This is a genomic window from Clostridium sp. AF34-13 (genome assembly GCF_003477845.1).
In the GTDB taxonomy this organism is placed as follows: domain Bacteria; phylum Bacillota; class Clostridia; order Lachnospirales; family Lachnospiraceae; genus Butyribacter; species Butyribacter intestini.
Genome location: NZ_QUEB01000010.1, coordinates 81,823 through 103,784 on the forward strand (window position 1 = coordinate 81,823; position 21,962 = coordinate 103,784).

Annotated in this window: 17 protein-coding genes and 1 CRISPR repeat array (1 of these 18 running past the window's edge); of the genes, 14 read left to right on the plus strand and 3 right to left on the minus strand. The window is 35.0% G+C overall.

Features of this window, described 5'->3' with window-relative positions:
• Positions 1-143 precede the first annotated feature (143 nt).
• Positions 144-2,231 (minus strand): methyl-accepting chemotaxis protein, encoded by a 2,088-nt coding sequence (locus tag DWZ63_RS09790; RefSeq protein WP_055946381.1) that lies wholly within the window; start codon positions 2,229-2,231, stop codon positions 144-146.
• 333 nt (positions 2,232-2,564) lie between these two features.
• Here DWZ63_RS09790 and DWZ63_RS09795 point away from each other — a divergent pair, with 333 nt between their 5' ends.
• Positions 2,565-3,896 carry an MATE family efflux transporter gene (locus DWZ63_RS09795; RefSeq protein ID WP_118499722.1) on the plus strand — a complete coding sequence of 444 codons (1,332 nt, stop codon included), beginning with the start codon at positions 2,565-2,567 and terminating at the stop codon, positions 3,894-3,896.
• 33 nt (positions 3,897-3,929) lie between these two features.
• Here the strand turns inward: DWZ63_RS09795 and DWZ63_RS09800 are convergent, their stop codons facing one another.
• Positions 3,930-4,676: a hypothetical protein gene (locus DWZ63_RS09800; RefSeq protein WP_022013905.1), complete on the minus strand. Its 747-nt coding sequence runs from the start codon at positions 4,674-4,676 to the stop codon at positions 3,930-3,932.
• A gap of 315 nt (positions 4,677-4,991) precedes the next feature.
• Between DWZ63_RS09800 and DWZ63_RS09805 the strand changes: the two genes are divergently transcribed.
• From DWZ63_RS09805 to rsmA, 4 genes are all read left to right on the plus strand, one after another.
• On the plus strand, positions 4,992-6,488 hold the full coding sequence (locus DWZ63_RS09805) for a spore germination protein (protein WP_243020571.1): 1,497 nt from the start codon (positions 4,992-4,994) through the stop codon (positions 6,486-6,488).
• Positions 6,489-6,608: 120 nt separating this feature from the next.
• A complete protein-coding gene (locus DWZ63_RS09810) occupies positions 6,609-8,054 on the plus strand; it encodes a sodium:proton antiporter (protein ID WP_118499723.1) in 1,446 nt (481 codons plus the stop codon).
• 241 nt (positions 8,055-8,295) lie between these two features.
• Positions 8,296-9,063, plus strand: a complete 768-nt coding sequence (locus tag DWZ63_RS09815) for a TatD family hydrolase (protein WP_118499724.1) — start codon at positions 8,296-8,298, stop codon at positions 9,061-9,063.
• 31 nt (positions 9,064-9,094) lie between these two features.
• Positions 9,095-9,955: a 16S rRNA (adenine(1518)-N(6)/adenine(1519)-N(6))-dimethyltransferase RsmA gene (gene rsmA, locus DWZ63_RS09820; protein ID WP_022013908.1), complete on the plus strand. Its 861-nt coding sequence runs from the start codon at positions 9,095-9,097 to the stop codon at positions 9,953-9,955.
• Here the strand turns inward: rsmA and DWZ63_RS09825 are convergent.
• A complete protein-coding gene (locus DWZ63_RS09825; RefSeq protein ID WP_118499725.1) occupies positions 9,933-10,637 on the minus strand; it encodes a phosphatase PAP2 family protein in 705 nt (234 codons plus the stop codon). The two genes, rsmA and DWZ63_RS09825, sit on opposite strands and share 23 nt — an antisense overlap.
• A gap of 345 nt (positions 10,638-10,982) precedes the next feature.
• On the opposite strand from DWZ63_RS09825, the gene DWZ63_RS09830 reads away from it, so the two are divergent.
• The 9 genes from DWZ63_RS09830 (at position 10,983) to DWZ63_RS09870 (ending at position 20,514) form a co-directional block, all read left to right on the plus strand.
• Positions 10,983-11,975: a hypothetical protein gene (locus DWZ63_RS09830; protein WP_055946588.1), complete on the plus strand. Its 993-nt coding sequence runs from the start codon at positions 10,983-10,985 to the stop codon at positions 11,973-11,975.
• Between the two features lie 568 nt (positions 11,976-12,543).
• On the plus strand, positions 12,544-13,173 hold the full coding sequence (cas6, locus tag DWZ63_RS09835) for a CRISPR-associated endoribonuclease Cas6 (RefSeq protein ID WP_243020573.1): 630 nt from the start codon (positions 12,544-12,546) through the stop codon (positions 13,171-13,173).
• A 15-nt stretch (positions 13,174-13,188) separates the two neighbouring features.
• Positions 13,189-14,862 (plus strand): Cas8a1 family CRISPR/Cas system-associated protein, encoded by a 1,674-nt coding sequence (locus tag DWZ63_RS09840; protein WP_243020576.1) that lies wholly within the window; start codon positions 13,189-13,191, stop codon positions 14,860-14,862.
• Positions 14,855-15,739: a type I-B CRISPR-associated protein Cas7/Cst2/DevR gene (cas7i, locus tag DWZ63_RS09845; RefSeq protein ID WP_055946398.1), complete on the plus strand. Its 885-nt coding sequence runs from the start codon at positions 14,855-14,857 to the stop codon at positions 15,737-15,739. The genes DWZ63_RS09840 and cas7i overlap by 8 nt, the downstream gene beginning before the upstream one ends.
• Positions 15,723-16,451 (plus strand): CRISPR-associated protein Cas5, encoded by a 729-nt coding sequence (cas5, locus tag DWZ63_RS09850; RefSeq protein ID WP_243020578.1) that lies wholly within the window; start codon positions 15,723-15,725, stop codon positions 16,449-16,451. The genes cas7i and cas5 overlap by 17 nt, the downstream gene beginning before the upstream one ends.
• 49 nt (positions 16,452-16,500) lie before the next feature.
• Positions 16,501-18,894 carry a CRISPR-associated helicase/endonuclease Cas3 gene (locus DWZ63_RS09855; RefSeq protein WP_055946400.1) on the plus strand — a complete coding sequence of 798 codons (2,394 nt, stop codon included), beginning with the start codon at positions 16,501-16,503 and terminating at the stop codon, positions 18,892-18,894.
• 75 nt (positions 18,895-18,969) lie between these two features.
• The gene (locus DWZ63_RS09860) at positions 18,970-19,422 is read left to right on the plus strand and encodes a DUF4869 domain-containing protein (protein ID WP_055946403.1); all 453 of its coding nucleotides are present in this window, start codon (positions 18,970-18,972) and stop codon (positions 19,420-19,422) included.
• Positions 19,412-19,813, plus strand: a complete 402-nt coding sequence (locus tag DWZ63_RS09865; protein WP_055946407.1) for a hypothetical protein — start codon at positions 19,412-19,414, stop codon at positions 19,811-19,813. The genes DWZ63_RS09860 and DWZ63_RS09865 overlap by 11 nt, the downstream gene beginning before the upstream one ends.
• A gap of 23 nt (positions 19,814-19,836) precedes the next feature.
• Positions 19,837-20,514, plus strand: coding sequence for a hypothetical protein (locus tag DWZ63_RS09870; protein ID WP_118499727.1), 678 nt, complete (start codon positions 19,837-19,839; stop codon positions 20,512-20,514).
• A gap of 197 nt (positions 20,515-20,711) precedes the next feature.
• Positions 20,712-21,962: direct repeats of the CRISPR family, unit length 30 nt; unit sequence GATTTAATAGGAACATAATGGGATGTAAAG; it runs 683 nt beyond the window's last position.

Genomic DNA, 21,962 nt, shown 5'->3' on the forward strand with positions numbered 1-21,962 from the left:
CTTGTAATGGAAGATGAAATGTCGTTGTGAAATTTTTTAATGTTTTTTATACAGACCAATATTGGAATTATCATTAAGTATATTAGTATAGTGTATATTTTACCCATTTAATACCAACCTCCATTAAAAGAATGTGTTAAATATCAATGTTTGAACATAGATAATACGCTGTCTAATTTATCGGTATTTTCTTTGTTAGTATTTACAAGTGATTCATTGTCGTCAACTACTGTGGAGAGTTCTGATGTTTTTTCGGCAATATCATTAATGCCCTCCGCCGTTTCTGATACTGTTATATTTACCGTATTTACCGAATCGGCAATATTGACAATGGAATTTAAAAGTATATCTATCTGGTCGTTTATGGCTGTCATGCTGTCGTCAAAAACAGAGGCATCGCTATTGTACTGTTTGGCAACAGTGGTAAAGTCTTTGTAATCATTTAAAACTGTTCCGTTAAGAAAATCAGTACTTTCCTGTAAACATTGTGTAAGGTCAGATACGGCGGTGTTTACTTCACTGATGATAGTTTCGATGTTGCTGACTGTTGCAGTTGTCTGAGCTGCAAGATTACCAATTTCATTTGCGACAACGGCAAATCCCTTTCCGGCTTCACCGGCTCTTGCAGCTTCAATCGAAGCATTGAGGGCAAGCAGGTTCGTTTGTTCTGAGATTTCAAGGATAGTCTGGGTAAACTGGTTTATCTTTTCAACTGATTTAGCCTGTATCATAGCCTTGTCCATCTTCTGTCTGACATTTTCATATATATCAACGGTTTTATCTGTTGCAAGTTTTGTTTTTTGTTCAAGACCATGAGCTCTTTTCTTTATTGTCTGTGCTGTTTCTTTTCCGTTGACTGAGTGTTGTTCAATGTCTGCAGCGTGCTGTCTTATCTCGCCGACAGTTTCATTTACAGTCTCCATGGTAGCAGCACTTTCCTGCATTGCGGCAGCAATCTCGCGTGTTGTATCATTGTTAGAATTGCTCATTGTATGTATTTTGTCGGTTATTTCAGTGAGCTGGTCAGAGGTACTTTTTATATCTGATTGTACCTGCTTTATGGTTGATATCATATTGCGAAGATTTTTACGCATTTCGTGAATGGATAGTGCCATATGTCCTGCTTCATCTTTGTGTTTATAAAGCTTTTGAGATGCGGGATTGCTCTTGAAATTAAAGTCAGCGGTATCCTGTACTATGCCGTCGATTTGTTTGATAGGTTTTGTGATTGCCGTGCCTATGATAAATCCTATGATAACAGTAATAATCATAGCGGTAACGGCTCCGCCTGCAATCTGTTTTGATAGAGCAGCAGATTGGGCATTTAACTCGCTTTTTGGAGCGGTAAGAATGTACTTCATACCATTTTGTAAAGTTTTATAATACATTACCTTTGATGTGTTTTTATATGAGTATGAAATCAATGTCTGTTCTTTTTTTGGATCTTTTAGAGCACTTACAAGCAGATTTGTACCATTGTCTGTCTTTTGAAGATTAGTGCCCACATCAATTTTGTTGTGGTATGTTATATTTCCGTCGCTGTCTGTAAGAAAAGAATATCCTGTTTTAAATATTTTAGATGAATCTACGGTATCAGTAAATGTATTGAAATTAATATCCATACCTACAATACCAATAGATTTTCCGTCAACATAGATAGGTACAACATATGATATCATGTAAACATTTATGTTGGAATTCATGTAAGGAGACATCCATGTTGCTTTTTTGTTTTTGACAGGGATATAATACCAGCCTACATGTTCAGTATCGTCTTGGTCATACATAGAAAAATCTGTAGGAGTTACACTGTTAAAGCTGCTTTTTTCGTCATCTCTGGTGAGAAATAATCCGCTTGTAGGCTCGGTAAATTCGGGATTGTATCTGATATAAGCAGAAAGGGCACCGGGGGTGTCCTCGGCAGACTCCATAAGTATAGGAAGCATTTTCTTTGTGTATTCATTTACATAGCGTGCACTGCTGCAAAATATCGCAGTGTTGTCAATTTTGGCTTTTGCCATGCTGTAAACCATGTTTACGGAATTTTCAACATTCTGCATGGTTTTATTTAATTTATCTGTCTGGGTAATGCAGGCAATCTCCATCTGTCTCTTTGAATCTTCAACAGATGTTTTAGAAGAATTTACAATGCTTATTCCACCGCATATAACAGTTGAAAGGAGTGAGCAGAATATAACTGCTGCAATAATTTTAGTCTTGATAGATTTCATAATAACCCTCATTTCTGCACACATTTTTTGCATATCAAGTTTGTGCCAAGTGTGCACAGACACAAATCTTGTGTGTAAAAAATCGGATTTTTCACACTGATGTCCCTCCAATCATGGTTGTATGTTATTAAATGCTTAATAGAGTCTGATTTGTAAATGCATATATCTATTTTACCACAAAACAGATAATTATGGAATAAATTGATTAAAGAAATATTCGTACAATAGTAACAGTTCAGCCATAAAAATGTTTACTTTAGTGAAAAGTGTGTTAAAATGATTTCCGGTCCGCAAAAAGTGATACAGAAGTATGGAAATGAGGTTTGAATTAAGATGAAAGATTTGACAAAAGGAAAAACATTGCCGCTTATAATGGGATTTGCAATTCCTATTGCGATAGGAAATATATTTCAGTTATTCTACAGTCTTGCTGATACGAGGATAGTAGGACAGTTTCTAGGGGAAAACGCACTTGCGTCTGTGGGTGCTACAAGCTCACTCAACAATATGATAATAGGATTTCTGCTCGGTATGACAAACGGATTTGCGATAATCGTTGCGAGAAGTTATGGCGCAAAGGACGAAAAAGCGATAAAAAAGGCAGTAGCTGCAACATTTGTGCTTGGAATAGCGGTGTCGTTTGTGTTTACGGTGCTCAGTGTGGGATTTTTAAGGAACATACTTGAATTTCTCAACACTCCCAAAAATCTGATAGACGGTGCTTACAGATATTTCAGAATAATCCTTTTAGGAATGACCGGTGCGATGCTCTACAATGTCTGTGCCGGGCTGTTCAGGGCGATAGGTGACTCGATAACCCCACTTATTTTTCTGATAATTTCCACATTTGTTAATATAGGTCTTGATATTTTGTTCGTTTGTGGATTTAAGTGGGGAGTTGAAGGTGCAGCATTTGCAACAATCCTGTCACAGATAATGTCATTTGTGTGCTGTTTCGTGTATATGCTTAAGAAATATCCCGTACTTCACTTTGGGATAAAAGATATAAAACTTGAAAAAGGACTTGTAAAATCAATGTTTGCGATAGGCTGTTCAATGGGATTTATGAGTTCGCTTATTAATATAGGTTCTGTTGCACTTCAGGGAGCGATAAACTCTCTCAACAATGCGAACTATATAGTCGCACATACTGCGGCGAGAAAGATTTCAGAGTTTTTCATGCTGCCGTTTACCGTGTTTGGAACAACGATGGCAACATTCTGCGGTCAGAATATGGGGGCAAAGAAAACAGACAGGATAAAGAAAGGAATATGGCAGGTAACGATAGTCACATGGATATGGTGTGCATTTATGGTGCTTTTGTCATATACTGTTGTGCCGTACATGGTTGAGATGATAACTGCGACAAAACAGCAGCAGGTGATAGACACGGCAACGCTTTATCTCAGAGTTGACACGCTGCTCTATTTTATACCGGCAGTCATATGTATCCTTAGAAATGCAATGCAGGGAATCGGGGACAGTGTGACACCTGTTGTATCAAGTTCATTTGAGCTTATATGTAAAGTGCTTGTGGCAACATTTTTGACCCCGGTACTCGGATATTGGGCAATTATATGGGCTGAGCCTATTGCATGGGTCATAATGGTAATACCACTGCTTATCGGGATAAAGAAAAATCCGGTAATAAACGGGGTGGAGTAAATATATTAGATTATTGAATATTTTCGCAAGGTCCTATCTTTTATATAAGATACACCGCCCGTTTTTTCCGATTTCTTCGACTGCACCGGTTCGTTTCAGGACGGTAAGTGTAGTTTGTGCAAGGCGGAGGGGGATTTTTGCACATTTGGCAAGGTCTTTTGAGGTGAATGTTTCCGGGAGGTTATGAGGCAGCAGCAGGGCATAGTCCTTGCCACCGCCTATATAGAGTTCATCATGGAGTGCGACAGGTATGCGGTCGTAGCGTGATGAGCCTTTTTTTCTTGTCTCGTTCCAGCCGTTTAAAAGTCGGTATTCCTCCATATCAACAAGGACAAGACAGATGTGCAGATTAGGGTTTGACAAAAACATACTTATCTTATACAGCTCTATAAAAGCATCAAAAAAAGTTCCGGTTTTAGGTGATTTACGCTTTTTAGAGACTTCTCCCGTGTCCTCGTCTATCCAGTAAAGCCACTTGTTGTGTGGGATGGGATAGACAATGGTAACAGGATATTTTTCTAAAAAAACACTGAGTTTCTTACGCATTGCATTGAAACTTCTTGTCTGTATCTCTATAATCTCATCATCACGCAAAATATCCGCAACAAAGCGGCCAACTTTTATCTCCTGATGTGAAATGTCAGGCTCATAAAAGTTTTTAAGTACTGCGTGCATTGTTTTTTCTTTTAGAGTGCCGATACCGTTTGTTTCACGCTCTTTGGCAACAATTTTTTGGCAGGCATCGGCGAAAAGTTTCTGGTCGTATGTAGTGATTGACATAGGGCGGCTCCTAGGGGATTAAGGTGTAATATTTTTTGAAAATCTTTAATTCACAAATTTAACTGAATAATAATATATATAATCATTGTCAGTCTCGTCAAGTCCATCAATACTATTCTTTGTGATGTGCTGCATAGCATATGTATATTTTACTGTTTTCTGCAAACAATAACCATTGTTCATAGTCAGGCGGATATTTGCAATTCGCTTTTCTGCTTGTTTAATAGTGTTAAAAATCAGATATATTGAAAAATATATTGAAGTTGCTTGCAAATATCGCAAATGCGAACAGTAACAAATCGGAGGCAGTCGGAAATGAATAGTGGTACGCAGCAAAACAGTACAGATAATACAAAACAAAAAAGCTCCATTATTTTTGGAAGTGATTTCAAAATGCGTCAGCAGGAGATAAGCAATCTTTTTAAACTTGATGAAAATTTTGATCTGCTTCACCGTGAGGTTCGGATTGGAGGCAGAAAAGTTTCTATTTATTCAGTGGACGGATTTCTGCCCGGAGATACGATAGAAAAACTTATGCAGTTTTTTTATTCGATAAAAGAGGAGGATATGCCTGAGAATTTAGCAGGTTTTATAAGTAAAAGTACACCGTTCGTCGATATTATTGAGATTGATAAAGAACAGGATTTTATAGATAATTTCCTTGCAGGACTCACCTGTATGATGATAGAAGGGTACGAAGGGATTCTTGCTCTCGACCTTAGGGAATATCCGGGACGAAGTGTGGAAGAACCTGAAAAGGATAAGGTTTTAAGGGGGTCAAGGGATGGATTTATCGAGGCACTTATACCGAATATGGCACTTATCAGGAGACGAATAAGAGATAAAAACCTTATGTTTAAATTTGCGAGAGTAGGCAGAAGTTCAAGGACGGATATTGCTGTCGGATATATGTACGGCAGGGTAAATGAAAAAGATGTAAAAAAAGTCATGGACAGCATAAATTCAATGGATGTTGATGCACTTACAATGAATCAGGAAAGCCTTGCGGAGATGCTTTTTCCGGGAAAATGGATAAACCCGTTTCCAAAGTACAAATATACGGAAAGACCTGATACGGCGGCGGCAAGTATTTTGGAGGGAAGTATTGTAATACTTGTCGATAACTCACCTGCCGTTATGATATTGCCTACATCACTGTTTGGGATAATCGAAGACGCAAATGATTATTATTTTCCACCTGTAACGGGAACATACTTAAGGCTTACAAGAATGGTGACAAATATACTTGCTGTTTTTATCACACCTGTTTTCCTGCTCCTTATCGAAAATCCGGAATGGGTGCCAAAGCCGTTTGAATTTATATTAATCCGTGATGATATAAATGTGGCACCTGTATTTCAGTTCCTTATACTTGAATTTGCAATAGACGGATTGAAAATGGCAGCGGTCAACACCCCGAATATGCTCACAACACCACTTAGTATCGTTGCCGGTATCGTATTTGGTGATTATACGGTAGACTCAGGATGGTTTAATCCGGAAATAATGCTCTACATGGCATTTGTTGCGGTAGCAAATTATACGCAGAGCAATATGGAACTCACCTATGCAGTCAAATTTCATAGAGTGATACTGCTGATATTGACAAGTATATTTGGTGTATATGGATTTATAGCAGGAACGGTACTTCTTATAGCATCACTTCTTATGACACATACACTATTAGGAGAGGGATATCTCTATCCGCTGATACCGTTCAATGCAAAATGTCTTGCAAGAAGATTTTTCAGAATGAGCCTGCCGGCATATGAAAAGACGCACAAAAGGGAGCGTCAATCATCAAAACAATAAAAAATATCTAAAACATTTATTGATTTTTTATGACCTCTGTACTATAATAACTCGGTATGCGAATAGTGTTATATTCTAATAAGTAGAAACAGTGTTATTTTACACAGGAGGCGTAAGAGTATGAAAACAGTAAAAAACAGCTTTTTGGCTATTGTATCAATGCTTCTTCTTGCGGCTGCCGTCAATCCGGCTGTGTCATTTGCAGCAGAAAAGGGAGCTGAGCAGGAGCTTGGAAACAGTCTGTCGCTTGCGTATTGTATTCCGTTTGTCGGAATGCTTCTTTGTATAGCGATATGCCCGTTGGTTATCGGGGAGTTATGGGAAAAATATAAAGCGGTAGCAGTAATCTTTTGGTCACTTGCGTTTTTGATACCATTTGCCATAGGTTATGGCGGAAGTAAAACATTTGAAGAATTTCTCGAAGTTATTTTTGGAGATTATATTACATTTATAGTGTTGCTGTTTGGTCTGTTCTGCGTGGCAGGAAATATAGCACTTGAGGGCGATCTTGTAGGTACACCTAAAGTAAATATTTTGATGCTTCTTATCGGTACGCTTTTGTCGAGCTGGATTGGTACGACAGGAGCAAGTATGCTTATGATAAGACCTATAATCAGAGCAAATAAATGGCGTAAAAGAAAAGTACAGATAATAGTATTCTTTATTTTCCTTGTATCAAATATCGGAGGATGCCTTACACCGGTCGGTGACCCACCGCTTTTGATGGGATTTATGAATGGTGTTGATTTCTTCTGGAGTTTGCACCTCATTCCGATATTGTTATTAAATATTGTACTTCTTTTAGCACTATTTTTTGTAGTTGATACAAATGCATATAAGAAAGATATTGCTGACGGTCTTAAACCGGAAGTGCTTGAAAATAAAACACCTATCCGTCTTTCAGGTGCAAAGAATATAATCTTCCTTGCAATGATAGTTGGAGCTGTTATATTGAGCGGAGTTCTTCCGCAGATAAGTCCATTTTTTGCAAAGAATATTCATATATATGGCGAGGTAGAGTTTGGATATGCATCATTCCTAGAAGTTATCATAATACTTGCCGCAGCTTTGCTTTCTTACAAGACTACGGACAAGGGTATCAGGGAGGATAACCATTTTACATGGGATGCCATCGAGGAAGTTGCCGTTCTTTTCATAGGTATATTTATTACAATGATACCTACACTTCTTATTCTTGAAGTAAAGGGCGGGGAACTAGGAGTGACAAAGCCGTGGCAGTTCTTCTGGATAACAGGATTTTTGTCAAGTTTTCTTGATAATACACCGACATACCTTGTATTCTTTAAGACAGCACTTTCACTTGGATTTAAAGACGGAATACAGGTTACGGGAGGATTTGTTCCAAAAATACTTCTTATGGCGATTTCGTCAGGTGCAGTATTCATGGGAGCAAACACATATATCGGAAATGCACCGAACTTTATGGTTCGCTCGATTGCCGAGGAAAACGGTATCAAGATGCCGTCATTCTTCGGATATATGCTTTGGTCAATAAGCTGTCTTATTCCGGTATTTTTGATAGACATGATTGTGTTCTATTTATAATATTTTAAAAATTGTAATTTAGTAAAAAATCCGCTATACTAAGCATAATATTGGTATGGTGGATTTTTTTGACAGCTTTTGCTGCAGACAGAATTTAGGGTAAAATCTGCTTTTGACAGAAGATTTTTATATGTGAATAATGTTTATTTGATAGAAAAATATAATAAACTTTAACAGGTTTATTAAGAGTTTTAAATGAAACGCTATCATGTGCAAAAAAACAGCACGGAAAAGAGGATATATGATTTTTGATACACACGCTCATTATGATGATGAGAGCTTTGATGAGGACAGGGAAGAATTGCTTTTTTCATTAAAAAATAAAGGAGTTGGGACAGTTGTAAATGTTGGTGCAAGTGTTGCATCGACAAAAAAGACATTTGAGATAGTTAAGAAATATGATTTTATGTACGGTGCGGTCGGTATCCATCCGGAGGATGTAGAGAGACTTGACGAGAGCCATATGGAGTGGCTTAAAAGTCTTGCGGCTGATAAAAAAATCGTGGCGATAGGCGAGATAGGACTTGATTATCACTATGACGAGCCGGAACGAGAAGTTCAGAAGAAATGGTTTGCAAGACAGCTTGACCTTGCCTATGAACTTGATATGCCGATTATTATTCACAGCAGGGATGCGGCAGCAGATACACTCGATATAATGAAAGCACATCACGGGGATGAGCTTAACGGAGTTATCCATTGTTTTTCTTACAGTCCGGAGATGGCACAGATTTATCTTGATATGGGATATTATCTTGGAATTGGCGGAGTAGTTACATTTAAAAACAGCAAAAAACTCAAAGAAGTAGTGAAAATGACACCACTTGAGCGTATTGTGCTTGAAACAGATTGCCCATATCTGACCCCTGAACCTCATCGTGGAAAGAGGAATGACTCATCGTATCTTAAGTATGTGGTGGAATGTATTTCCGAACTTAAGGGGATTTCGGCTGAGAAAATCATAAAAACTACTTGCGAAAATGCGGTGAAGATGTACCGGATAAAATAATTAGTGTGCAACAGCACGGAAATGAGGAAATATGGCAACACTTGGAATACCACAAAATACAATAGAAATATTACAGAAATACAATTTCAGATTTCAGAAGAAATTTGGTCAGAACTTTCTTATAGACACTCATGTTTTAGAGAGGATAATAAGTGAGGCAGGGATAACAAAAGATGATTTTGTACTTGAAATAGGACCCGGAATAGGTACGATGACGCAATATCTGTGTGAGAACGCAAGAGAAGTCATGGCGGTTGAGATAGATGACAATCTCATACCCATACTTGCAGATACATTGTCTGCTTATGACAATGTCACGGTTGTAAATGAGGATATACTTAAACTTGACATTGCAAAAGTGGCAAAGGAGCATAACGGCGGCAAGCCGATAAAGGTTGTTGCAAATCTTCCATATTATATAACAACACCTATCATAATGGGATTATTTGAAAGTCATGTGCCGCTTGAAAGCATAACGGTCATGGTGCAGAAAGAGGTCGCAGACAGGATGCAGTCAGGACCGGGAACAAAAGATTATGGTGCATTGTCGCTTGCCGTACAGTTTTATTCAAAAGCGGAGATAGTCGCTAATGTTCCGGCAAATTGTTTTATGCCGCGTCCAAATGTCGGATCTGCGGTTATAAGGCTTACCTGCCATGCGGAAAGACCGGTTGATGTAAAAGACGAAGCATTTATGTTTAAAATAATAAGAGCATCATTTAATCAGAGAAGAAAAACACTTCAGAACGGATTAAATAATGCTTCAAATCTAAGTGTAAATAAAGAACAGGTTGTCACAGCATTAGAAAAAATGGGACTTCCTGCAACGGTCAGAGGAGAGGCATTAAGTCTTGAACAGTTCGCCGAGCTTAGCAATCTGTTGAAAGCTTAGTCTGCCTGAAAGGTCTGATATAAATAATCGTGTAATAAAAAGCAAATAATACACAACCGCCGACAAGGTCTAAAAATGAGTGCTGTTTAAGTGTCAGCGTTGATATGCAGATAAGAATACAAAGTATAAGCGATGAAAGTCTGATGATTTTAATCGCTTTTCTTTTTTTGTCGTTCTTAACAATATTAACATCATCGACATTTCTAAAATAATAGCTGCGGCTTATGCCAAAATGGATTGCAATCGAGTTGAACACATGGATGCTTGGAAAAACATTTGTATCCGTGTCGGTTCGGTAAAGTATGTCAATGATAGTAGTAAAAATATTGCTGTGGTCAAAGGTTTTAGGCCGCATTGTCTGCTGATTTGGAAAAATCGTATAAATGAGAAGTGAGGTTGTCATTCCTAGCAGCAGCACGGCACAGCATCTATAAAAATCGTCGAGATGCTTTGTCTGAAAGAAAAGATATATTAAACTGACTGCGACATATAAAAACCATAAAAGATAAGGAATTATAAAAACTTCACAAAATGGTATATAATCATCAATCTTGCAATGAATGTCGGTGAAATGCACATTGGTTCTCTTCTCGAGACTTGTAAACCATAAAAGATAAATCGGCATATATAAAATAATAATTGCGTGTTTGTATTTGAAAAGAAATTCTTTTAATCTAGTCATAAAAAACCTCGTTCTGCTGTTTTTGTGTAAATATAGTTATGTCAAAGCAAATGTTGTTGAGAATAAAAATACCGTTGCGTTATTGCTGTGGGACATATTATTGTGTAAAACTTGCTGCATTTGCTGTGTGTAGGTGTCAGACAACAAATGTAATGAATAGTTTAGCATAAAATTTGGGATTAAACAATCCTGATATAAGGGATAAATGGATTTAAATTTTAGGTATTAATATTAAAATTAATTTAGTTGCGTTTGTAGTGTATCTTTAATATAATTGTATCAAAGAATATGAGTATAAGGTATATAAGAGGTGATATGCAAAAAGATAAGAGGGGGAATGAAAAGTTGAATACAGAAATAAAAAATGTGCTGAGTGCAGCAGATGATAAGGCACAATATGATGCGTATGCAAAGAAGCTGATTGCACAAAAGAGTATATTAGCAAATATATTAGTAAAAACTGTTGGTGCATTTAAAGGTATGAATCCGAAAGATGTTGTAAAGTATATTGAAGGAGAACCTGAAATAGGAGTAGTACCTATTGAACCTGGTATGACAAATGCAGAATATGTATCCGGTGAGAAGATAAAAGGATTTAATACAGAAGATAATGAAATAAATGAGGGGATGATAAGGTTTGATATTATATTTTATGTAAGAATGCCGCTGCCGGATAAGTCCCAAAACAATTTGTCGAAGATTATAATAAATGTAGAATGTCAAAAAGATGAACCGTCAGCATATGAAATATTAAATAGGGCAATCTTTTATGTGAGCAGATTGATATCATCACAAAAAGAAAGAGATTTTGTGAATTCAAATTATGATGATATAAATCAGGTGTTTAGCATATGGATATGTATGAATATGAAGTACAATAGCATGTCGCATATACATCTTGCAAAAGATGAGATTTTAGAGCCATATGATTGGAAGGGGAATCTTGATCTGATAAACATTGTGTTGATAGGTATAACCAATACATTGCCGGAATATGAAGAAAAATATGAATTACATCGTTTGATATGTACATTACTATCAAATGAACTGCCAGAGGCACAGAAATTTGATATTCTTGAAAAAGAATATAATATTCCGGTTGATACAAAATTAAGAGAGGATGTGAGTGTGATGTGTAATTTAAGTTTAGGAATAGAAGAAAGAGCAGAGGCGAGAGGAGAAGCGAGGGGAGAAGCCAGAGGAATGAAAAGAACCAATGAAACGATTATTATAAATATGTATAAAAATAAGTTTACATTGGAACAGATTTCACTTGCAACGCAGAAAAGTGTTGAGGAGATTGAGCATATTATAGAAGAAAATTGCGTGACAATGTAGCAAACTGTTATGTGTTTGTTTGTGTTAAAATGTTTTTTGATATCAGTATAGTAATATTTGGAAAAATATAAATGGAAAAAGCATCTTTTCTTTGTGTTGACATGATACTTCTAAAGTAGACGGATTAGATATAAAATCTGTTGCTTTAGAGGGGTATATCAGCACTAGGAGAGATGCTTTTTTTATAGGGAAGTGAATGATTTCCATAATGTAGCTATTAAAATTGAAATAATTAAATATAATTTATTTTTTACATCCCAAAATGTATATTAAGTATAGGTGAAAAGAAAAAGATTGTAAAGAAAAAAGAGTGTAAGGATTAATTTTATTTTGTGTCGAATAAATATTCATCCAAATAAATTATATTTAATTATTGACTTTTGATGTAAAAGTGATATACTAAACTCAATCATTCAAATAATCAGAGTTGAAATGATTGAAGAAATAATTATGGATTATAGAAAGGGGTGAAAAAATGAACCAGTTCAAATTAACTTTTAGTTTGGAAAAACAATTTTTGCCAAAAAGTTTGGAATCACTCATGATTAGTTTTTTTAAAGAGGCAACATTGAACTATTCAGAACAATTTCATATGAGTCTTTACGACAAGAGCAAATCTGTCATGAAAAGTTATACATTTTCATATTATCTTCCAAATGCAAAGTTTCAAAAAGAACAGATCTCACTAGGGATGCCTTGTTTTGAGGTGTTCTTTAGTGACGCTGATCTTGCGGAAAGCATACAGATGCTCAAGTCTTTCAAGACTATGTATGGAAAAAGTTATCCCATGAAGTGTAATTCTATAAAACTTGTGTCTATCGTTGCACAAAAACGAAAGGAAATAAGGGATTCAGAGATTGTTGTGAAAATGTTGAGTTCTCTTATTGTCAGAAGACATAATTCTGACGACAATTCCGATATTTATTACACTTATGAAGATGATGAATTTGGAGAAGTTTTGAGAGAAAATGTTGATTTTATGCTGAAAAAACTTGATGTACCGATTTCAACAGATGGTTTTTCAATTGTTCCAATAAAAGGAAAAAAGGTTGTTCAGTGTGTATTTGAACATATGATAGATGCTAATATAGGGATTTATAAATTGACTGGGACACCTGAACTTTTGAACTTTTTGTATATGGCAGGGTTAGGGTGCAGAAGGTCAGAAGGGCATGGTAAATTTGAAATCGTTATGTAGAGGGGAGTGAAATATTTGGAGCCAATCAAGATTACAAAAGGTGATTTCCTGAAAAATGCAGGTATTGTAGGAATGTATAATATGCTTCATGTTTTCAAGGCAAGAAAAGGTGAGGATTTTTGGATTGATGAAGAAGAACAAGTACTCTGCATAAGTCGTGAGTTTGCATTAAATGCAGACTGGACAGATATGTACTTTAAGGCATTTGTAGAAATTTATGGTCCAATGTGTACATATCAGGAAATTATAAATAGAATTGAAAAGTGCAGAGGAGTTATAGAAAAAGGAGATGGTATAGAAAAAAACAACAATGTAAAAGATGACTTGAAATACATTACAGATAAGATGACGTCGAGTAGTTACAAAAGTGGTTTTGCAAATATTCGTGACAAAATTGAAAATCCGGAAGTGTATGAAAATCTTAAAAGTAAAAAAATAAATATGAAAATGGAGTCTGATGAGATTCTGAAAAGATTGTCAGAACTTGAAGATTTTTTGGAACAGCCATTGTGCAGGGAAACTTTTTGTATGAAAAGTGTAATTTACAACTACATAAATCGTTTTTGGAATGGCAAGAGTTTTTTGCTTAGGGCAAATGCGGCAAAAGATATGCGTGAGATGTTTGAAAAAGATTTTTCAAAACCTTTAAAAGATTATCTGCAAAAATCACATGAAAAATCTAAGGAATATTGTATTGAATGTAATACGATGATAGACAGTAAAGAAAAGATTTCAATTGCCTTTATGAATGATATGGCAGATGACCTCTCAAGAAAGCGTTCGGCATTTTGGAACTGCAAAGTTGATGCGTATATATGTCCTTTATGTGCTTATCTGTATGCACTTGTTCCTTTGGGATTTCGTCTGGTTGGAAATAAGTTTGTTTTTCAAAATATAGATTGTAGTCTTAAGGCATTAATAGATTCTAATAAAATGGGAACGGTAGTACTGAAAGAAAATGCAAAGCATATCGGAGAAAAGTACGCTACATGGGTTGCAAGGACTTTAAATACTGTATTTAAATTAAAGATTAGAGAGCTTAACAATATACCTGTGATACTAAGAGGAACAAATGAAAAAGACAGATATACTTTCAATATATTACACAAAGATATTCTAAATATTCTTAAAGATAAGAAGATAATGGAATATTTAGAAAAATTATCAGAACATCCAAATGTGAAGATAAAAAATGACTTTTTAAATGTGTATGAAAGCTCGATTGAAAATCTGATAAGTTATAATAATCAGTACAGGCTTATAAACAGGCTTATAAAGGCAAGTATTGAAACAGAAAGTATTTTGAGCAGGGCAGTGCTTGTATTTAAGATTCAGGTCAGGACATTTATGATTGTACAAGATGAAGGAGGTAATAAGAAAATGAATGTATGGTCTATGAGAAATAGCGGATATGAATTGAGAAAAGCAATTTTAGCCGCAAAAGGAGTTGTTTCTGATGAGTGCATAAGAGGAACGATTTACAGACTGACAAATGCACTTTCGGTAGGTAATACGGAAAGATTTATGGATGTTATTATTAGATTATATACATCAAGCAGACTTGATGTGCCAAATGGTTTTGTTGATATGTTACAGGATAGAGATAAATTCAATCAATATGGATATGCGTTTGTTTTAGGGTTAAAAGGAAGTCATCATGTAAGTAAGGAGGAAAACGAAAATGGATAATAAAGGCTTAACAATTACTATGATTTTTTTAGCAGAAAGTGCTAATTATGGAGAGGGCATCGGAAATATAACTACACTTAAAAAAATGACAAGAGGAAATTATGAGCAGTATTCATATATTTCAAGACAGGCTATGAGATACAGCCTTGTAAGGCAGTTAAAGTGGGATAATACACCTGTTGACGGAAAAAGTGGTGTTGTGCAGTTCGCACCGTCAGCGACAATTGAAGATTATCCCGAAATCGACCTTTTTGGATATATGAAAACAACATCTAAGGAAGACGGAAAAGGAGAGAAAGGCGGAGCATCAACCAGAAGTGCGGTAGCAAGACTTAGTAATGCGATTGCTCTTGAGCCATATCAGAGTGATTTGGAATTTCTTACAAATATGGGAATGGCTAAGAGGGCTGGTCTGGATAATGCGATTGCACAGAGTGAAATTCAGCGTTCATACTATACATATACGGTATCAATAGATTTAGATTGTGTTGGAGTGGACGGAGAAATATCTATTTCGCAGGAGAAAAAAAGTGACAGGGTTAAAACATTATTAGACGGAATTGAGTATCTCTATCGTGATATTAAAGGAAGACGAGAAAATATGAGCCCTCTATTTATAATAGGAGGATGCTATGAGAGAAAAAATCCTTTCTTTGAAAATCAGGTTAAACTTGACAATAATAAGTTAGGTGTAAAAAGACTGGCAGAGATAGTAGCTCAGAGTGAAGATATTAAAGCGAATACTGTTGTAGGAGTTGCAGCAGATACATTTGAAAATGATACGGAGATTCGTGAAAAATTAAATGCTGATACAATAGGAAAAGCATTTGAGCAGTTGAAAAAGGAAGTTGATAAATATTATGGAGAAAGCAATTAGTAGAGCGATAAGACTTCAGTGTTATCAGACACTTGCAAATTATCGTAAACCGAGCAGTTTTATTATTAAAGAAACATATCCCTTACCGCCATATTCTACGGTATCAGGAATGGTTCATGCCATATGCGGATTTACGGAGTTGCATAGATTGAGAATAAGTATCCAGGGATGTAATCAGGGAACAGTTTCAGAACTTTATACAAGATATTCTTTTAACGCAGGCAGTAAATATGAAGCGGGCAGGCATCAGATATGCGTGAAAGACAAAGATAAGGAGTATGGTGTTTTTAAAGGAATTGCAAATGTGGAACTTGTTTGCGAAAATAGAATGGTTATACATATTGCACCGGAAAATGATGAAGATTTTGATATAATCTATAAGTCCCTTTTATCACCGAAAAAATATCCTGCATTAGGAAGATATGAAGATTTGCTGGATATTGAAAGTGTTGATATTGTCAATATTCATCAGGAAGAAGAAGCAGAGCCTAAGATGGATATTTATATACCAGTTGAGTGTTTTGAGGAAGGTGATATTAAATCAGCAACGACCTATACACTTACAAAAGAATATGAGATTATAAAGGGTGTAAGAAGATGGAAAAAAGATGGTGGAAAAGTAAAGGCATATTATTTCCCAAAGGGAGAAACAGTTTTTGATGCCTATGTAGATGATTATGAGGGCGGAGAAACAGTTGTCGCATTTGCCTAAAGAAAATATAATAGATACATTTTGGGATGAAAAATTTAGGGGGATGAAAATGAATTTTTACGCTAAATCAAAAAAGCACATATTAAAATATAATGAAAAAGAGAAAGTTGAGAAAGTGTATTCAGATTTAATAGAAGAAATGGCTGACATACTTTCAAAAGCTGAGATTGCGGCATTGGAAAATGAGAAGAACAATATCATTAACGATGTTTACGAAGAACAAAAAACACTTAGGGAACACTTAGACGAGACTGTTGAATGTGCGGAAAAATTTTTTGAACAGTATGGAAAATATTTTACTGAAAAGGAAAAAAATCTTATTTATATTGCGTGTAAATATCATGATGTTGGAAAGGCAAATCTTGTTTTTCAGGCAAAGCTATCTGATGGGGGAGATGGAAAGTATAAAAATATAACACAGGTTCCGCATGGGTTTCTTAGTGCTTTGACTTTATCTTTTGAAAAATTGCAAAAAGAATTTGATGACATAACAAAGGAAGATTTTAAATGCCTTGTAACGGCAGTTTATTATCATCATACAAGGGATGATGAGTTTGAAGCGTGTGAAATAAGAGAGTTTTCAGAAAAATATTTTAAAGATTGTTTTAATGAATTTTGCAAAGCAAGTGAATGGAAAACCAGTATGAGAAATCGAGGCAGGGAACTCCTTTTTGTCAACTCAAAAGCATATCCTAATGTTGTGATAAATGAGGATATATGGCAAGAATATATGCTTATAAAAGGAATGCTAAATAAATTTGACTGGACAGTAAGCAGTGGAAAAATTGAATCCGAGGAAAAGGTTGATTTTGAAAAGAAGATACTGATAAATAATATTGATAAAAGATATGGAAAAAATATGAGAGCGGTTCAGAAGTATATGAGAGAAAAAGCGGACAGCAATGTTGTCATAATCGCACCTACAGGTTCGGGAAAAACAGAAGCAGCCTTATATTGGCTTAACGGAGAAAAGGGGTTTTATACATTGCCGCTTAAAGTGTCTTCAAATGCAATATATAAAAGAATACGGGAGGAATATAATTTTAAAGATGCTGCGTTGCTTCACTCTGAGAGTTTGCAAAAGTATATAGAGGAATCTGCTGATGAACAGGAGAAAGATGCGGAGGAAAAGTCTGCAAAAGAAAAGTTTGAAAAGACAAAAATGTTTAGTGCACCATTAACAATATCTACTGTAGACCAGTTGTTTTTATTTGTGTATAAAGCATTGGGAACAGAAATAATGGCAGCAACATTGAAATATTCAAAGGTTATAATAGATGAAATACAGTCATATGAACCAAGAATTGTTGCGGCACTTATATATGGTTTAAAAACGATTTCACAGATGGGAGGAAAATTTGCTATTATGACAGCAACACTCCCACCGGTATTGCTTGATTTTATGAACAAATATGGATTGATAAAAAATGAGACATATTGTTTTGAAGATTTTTCGGCAGAAAATGTGATGCAGAGACATATGATAAAGTTATATGAACAGGAATTTAATCTGGAAGAAATCGCAGAGGAATCAAAAACAAAAAAAGTGCTTGTTATATGCAACACTGTAAAAAAAGCACAAGAAACATATCGTTTGTTGGAAGAATATACGGACAATGTATATTCGTTACATGCAAGATATATTAAAAAACACAGAAAAATGCTTGAAAAAAATATAATGCAGTTTTCGGAAAACAGAGAAAGCATAGGTATATGGGTGACAACACAGATTGTAGAGGCGAGTCTGGATATAGACTTTGATATACTTTATACGGAAATGTGTACCGCAGACAGTTTGTTACAGCGTATGGGACGCTGCAATAGAAAAGGTAGATATATTCCGTCAAAACCTAATATAAAAATTTATAAAACAGAAAATGCAAAAAGACAAGTAAAAAACAGAATTAACAACACAGGAATATATTATCGGGATTTATTTGAGCGTTCTTGGGAATGTATGGGCGATTATGAGAATCAGCTATTTACTGAAGAACAGAAAATAAATTATATCAACGAAGTTTACGATACGGAAAAAATAGTAAATACTGAATATTATAAAGAAATAGAAGCATATCTTGAATATTTTCAGAAACTATCTGTGAACGAACTGAGTAAAATGGATGGTAAGAAAAAATTCAGAATGATAGAGAGTGTGTCTGTGATGCCTGATAAAATTTACAATGAAAATGAGGATTTAATAGAAAAGTATCAGAGTGAAATATACGATAGACATTTAGGGAGAGAAGCCAAAGAAATATTAAAAACAAAGCTTGATGAATTGACTTTAAGTGTAACTATATATAATAAATATTCAAAGGAAGGTATAGAAGGCGTTATCGAAAAAACGGATATACATCGTACAGATTTTGTGTACGATTTTGATGAGGAGACGGGAAAAGGTATCGGGTTATCGAAAACGGAGAGAGAGGGAAACATACTTTAACACTATCAAGGAAGTAGCAGAGCAGATTGTGAATATCCGATTGATTATATGACAGAATAAAATGGAGGGATATAAATGATAGATATATATACAGATAAGAAAAATTGTGAGGACTGGATAATACAAAACGACCTCTACTTTAATTTAAACACCTGTAATGAGGAGATGACAGAAAGAGATATAAATCTTATCAAGCAGGCGGATGATGCTGTATTAACACCAGACAAGCATATTCAGACAAAGTTCGGTTTGGGAACAATCAGAAATTTATCATCAGGATGCAAAACTTTGTTAAATATTATAAAACATCCGGATAAAGTTGTATGTGTAGAGGAATGTGGACCTAATGTACTAAAAATAATATTTGAGATGGATAATATTAAGATATATATGTCAAGACCAAGTTTTGTTTATGTTTCGGATAATACAAAAATCAGGTTTAATGGTGATGAGATTGTGACAGGGAGTGCAGGATATAGTGCATGGTGGAGTAAGGAATATGAGAGGAGGGAAAAAGATGATTTATAAAAATATTTCATTTAAAGCAGCTCCATTTTCGTATGAATTATTTTTTGATGATAGAATAACACTGGTTGGCGGAGACAGTGGAACAGGGAAAACAGTGTTATATGAAATACTTGAGGATCTTAAGTTGACAGAGGAATATAATGCAATAAAATTGTTTAATTACAAATCAGAGAATATGAAAGAAAATCTGAAAAAATGCAGGGATTGTTTTATTGTTATTGATAATGCAGACATTCTGATTGACGATGATATAAGAAGATTTATTAATTTTGAGTTTTCTAATCAGTATATGCTTTTTTCAAGAAATTGTGATGGCTTGAATGTATCAGATAAAAGTTTTAAAATATTGCAGCTTGATGACAATAAAATAACACTTCAAGATGAGTTATAGTGTGTGTAGAAATGGGGAATAAAATGAAATATTTATGGACAGAGGATACAGGTGCAGGATTATATTTTTGGCAGTTGGCAAATGAGCTTTTCTTTGGTGGCGAATTAGAGGTAGAAAGCAAAGGGAGCAATCAGGGGATATTAGATGCAGTATCACATATAGATGCTAATGATAATAATATATATTATATTGCATTTGACTATGTGGTTGATAATCAGGATATTCGGAATAAATACAGATTACTCAGAACATATGCTGCCAAATCGGATAGCCACATTGTAATACTTGATATGATTTGCTTTGAATATTTGATTTTAACTTTTGATAAACTTGTGGAATGGACAGGGACTGGTAAAAAGGATAAGGTAAAGATGCGTATGGAAATACTGAAAACAATAGAAAATCACCATATTAATTTATCGAAAATACAAGACGAGAAAACTTTAAAATACTTAGCAGGATTTAAGAGGTTTTCTACGGAAAGGGTAATGAAATCATTAGCTGGGGAATTAACAGAAAATGAAATGTGGTCGATAAAAGGAAAAGAAATGGGGGAATGTTGGCATAAGGATTGTTGCATTTCAGAACATAAAGACAGTATCAGATGTGGACAACCAAATATCAAATCAGGAATTATGAAAATGCGTATGTTAATACAATCTGTTGAAGTGCAAAAGGTACTAAGAGATATAGTAGTTTAGAAATGATTGCTGTGCTATTGTCGACCTAAGAAAGTGCATTTTTGTGGGAGAGTTGACAATCCATTGATTCGTGTGGTGTGAGAAGCGTTGTGAGCAAGTAATTGAGCAGATTGCGAACATCTACTTGACTTGTTTTTTCGGGGGTAGACAAAAAGGAGGTTGAAAATCGTAGAAAATAGAGTATTATATAGGTATGGGATTTAATAGGAACATAATGGGATGTAAAGCCGCTCGATAATTTCGATTTATCTGTAGATGAGTTAAGATTTAATAGGAACATAATGGGATGTAAAGGAAAATACAGAATTAGAAAAAGCCTTTGATAAGGCGGATTTAATAGGAACATAATGGGATGTAAAGATTGAAAAGGTGTTTTTAGAAGAAAAAAACGAAACAGATTTAATAGGAACATAATGGGATGTAAAGCTTTTCAAAAAATACTCATTTGCTTCAAGAATGTTTGATTTAATAGGAACATAATGGGATGTAAAGCCATTTGCACTATACACAATCTTGTACTTGTTTTGATTTAATAGGAACATAATGGGATGTAAAGAAATGTTTTTTGATCGTTTTTATCGGCGTCATCTCGATTTAATAGGAACATAATGGGATGTAAAGTGTAGCGGTCAATACACATCTTTAATCAGTAGAGAGATTTAATAGGAACATAATGGGATGTAAAGTAAATTGTTTAAGAAATAACATAGCACTTCAGCTAGGATTTAATAGGAACATAATGGGATGTAAAGATGTTAAGGTGGAGTATATCAGAGTTAGCAGACAGGAGATTTAATAGGAACATAATGGGATGTAAAGGCTGATATTCAACAGATAGTTGATGCAAGAATTAAGATTTAATAGGAACATAATGGGATGTAAAGAACTCTATAACAGGGTTGCAAAAAGCGGCAGACAAAGATTTAATAGGAACATAATGGGATGTAAAGGATGTTAAAGTCGAATATATTCGAGTCAGCCGACAGATTTAATAGGAACATAATGGGATGTAAAGCCATTTGCCTGACTGGTACATGATGCAAGTGTTACGGATTTAATAGGAACATAATGGGATGTAAAGAAGCCTTTTCACTCAGAAATCCGACCGGAGCACTCGGATTTAATAGGAACATAATGGGATGTAAAGTTGAATAACTTTAATTTATCTGTAGATGAGTTAAGATTTAATAGGAACATAATGGGATGTAAAGTTCGTCCTTTAAATTTTAGAGTTGCTGTTGACGGTGATTTAATAGGAACATAATGGGATGTAAAGTATTTAATAGACCTAGCCCTGTGTTATCGTTGTAGATTTAATAGGAACATAATGGGATGTAAAGTATCTCAAAGATTGATGCAACAACTTCAAAACTTGATTTAATAGGAACATAATGGGATGTAAAGAATTTAATTGTAGTTAATGCTTCATAAGAAACACCGATTTAATA

Coding starts and splice junctions, on each gene's coding strand:
- rsmA (WP_022013908.1), top strand. CDS start 9,095: ATGGCAACACTTGGAATACCACAAAATACAATAGAAATATTACAGAAA.
- DWZ63_RS09790 (WP_055946381.1), bottom strand. CDS start 2,231: ATGAAATCTATCAAGACTAAAATTATTGCAGCAGTTATATTCTGCTCA.
- cas7i (WP_055946398.1), top strand. CDS start 14,855: ATGGATAATAAAGGCTTAACAATTACTATGATTTTTTTAGCAGAAAGT.
- cas5 (WP_243020578.1), top strand. CDS start 15,723: ATGGAGAAAGCAATTAGTAGAGCGATAAGACTTCAGTGTTATCAGACA.
- DWZ63_RS09870 (WP_118499727.1), top strand. CDS start 19,837: ATGAAATATTTATGGACAGAGGATACAGGTGCAGGATTATATTTTTGG.
- DWZ63_RS09800 (WP_022013905.1), bottom strand. CDS start 4,676: ATGTCAATCACTACATACGACCAGAAACTTTTCGCCGATGCCTGCCAA.
- DWZ63_RS09795 (WP_118499722.1), top strand. CDS start 2,565: ATGAAAGATTTGACAAAAGGAAAAACATTGCCGCTTATAATGGGATTT.
- DWZ63_RS09865 (WP_055946407.1), top strand. CDS start 19,412: ATGATTTATAAAAATATTTCATTTAAAGCAGCTCCATTTTCGTATGAA.
- DWZ63_RS09825 (WP_118499725.1), bottom strand. CDS start 10,637: ATGACTAGATTAAAAGAATTTCTTTTCAAATACAAACACGCAATTATT.
- DWZ63_RS09805 (WP_243020571.1), top strand. CDS start 4,992: ATGAATAGTGGTACGCAGCAAAACAGTACAGATAATACAAAACAAAAA.
- DWZ63_RS09815 (WP_118499724.1), top strand. CDS start 8,296: ATGATTTTTGATACACACGCTCATTATGATGATGAGAGCTTTGATGAG.
- DWZ63_RS09855 (WP_055946400.1), top strand. CDS start 16,501: ATGAATTTTTACGCTAAATCAAAAAAGCACATATTAAAATATAATGAA.
- DWZ63_RS09860 (WP_055946403.1), top strand. CDS start 18,970: ATGATAGATATATATACAGATAAGAAAAATTGTGAGGACTGGATAATA.
- DWZ63_RS09810 (WP_118499723.1), top strand. CDS start 6,609: ATGAAAACAGTAAAAAACAGCTTTTTGGCTATTGTATCAATGCTTCTT.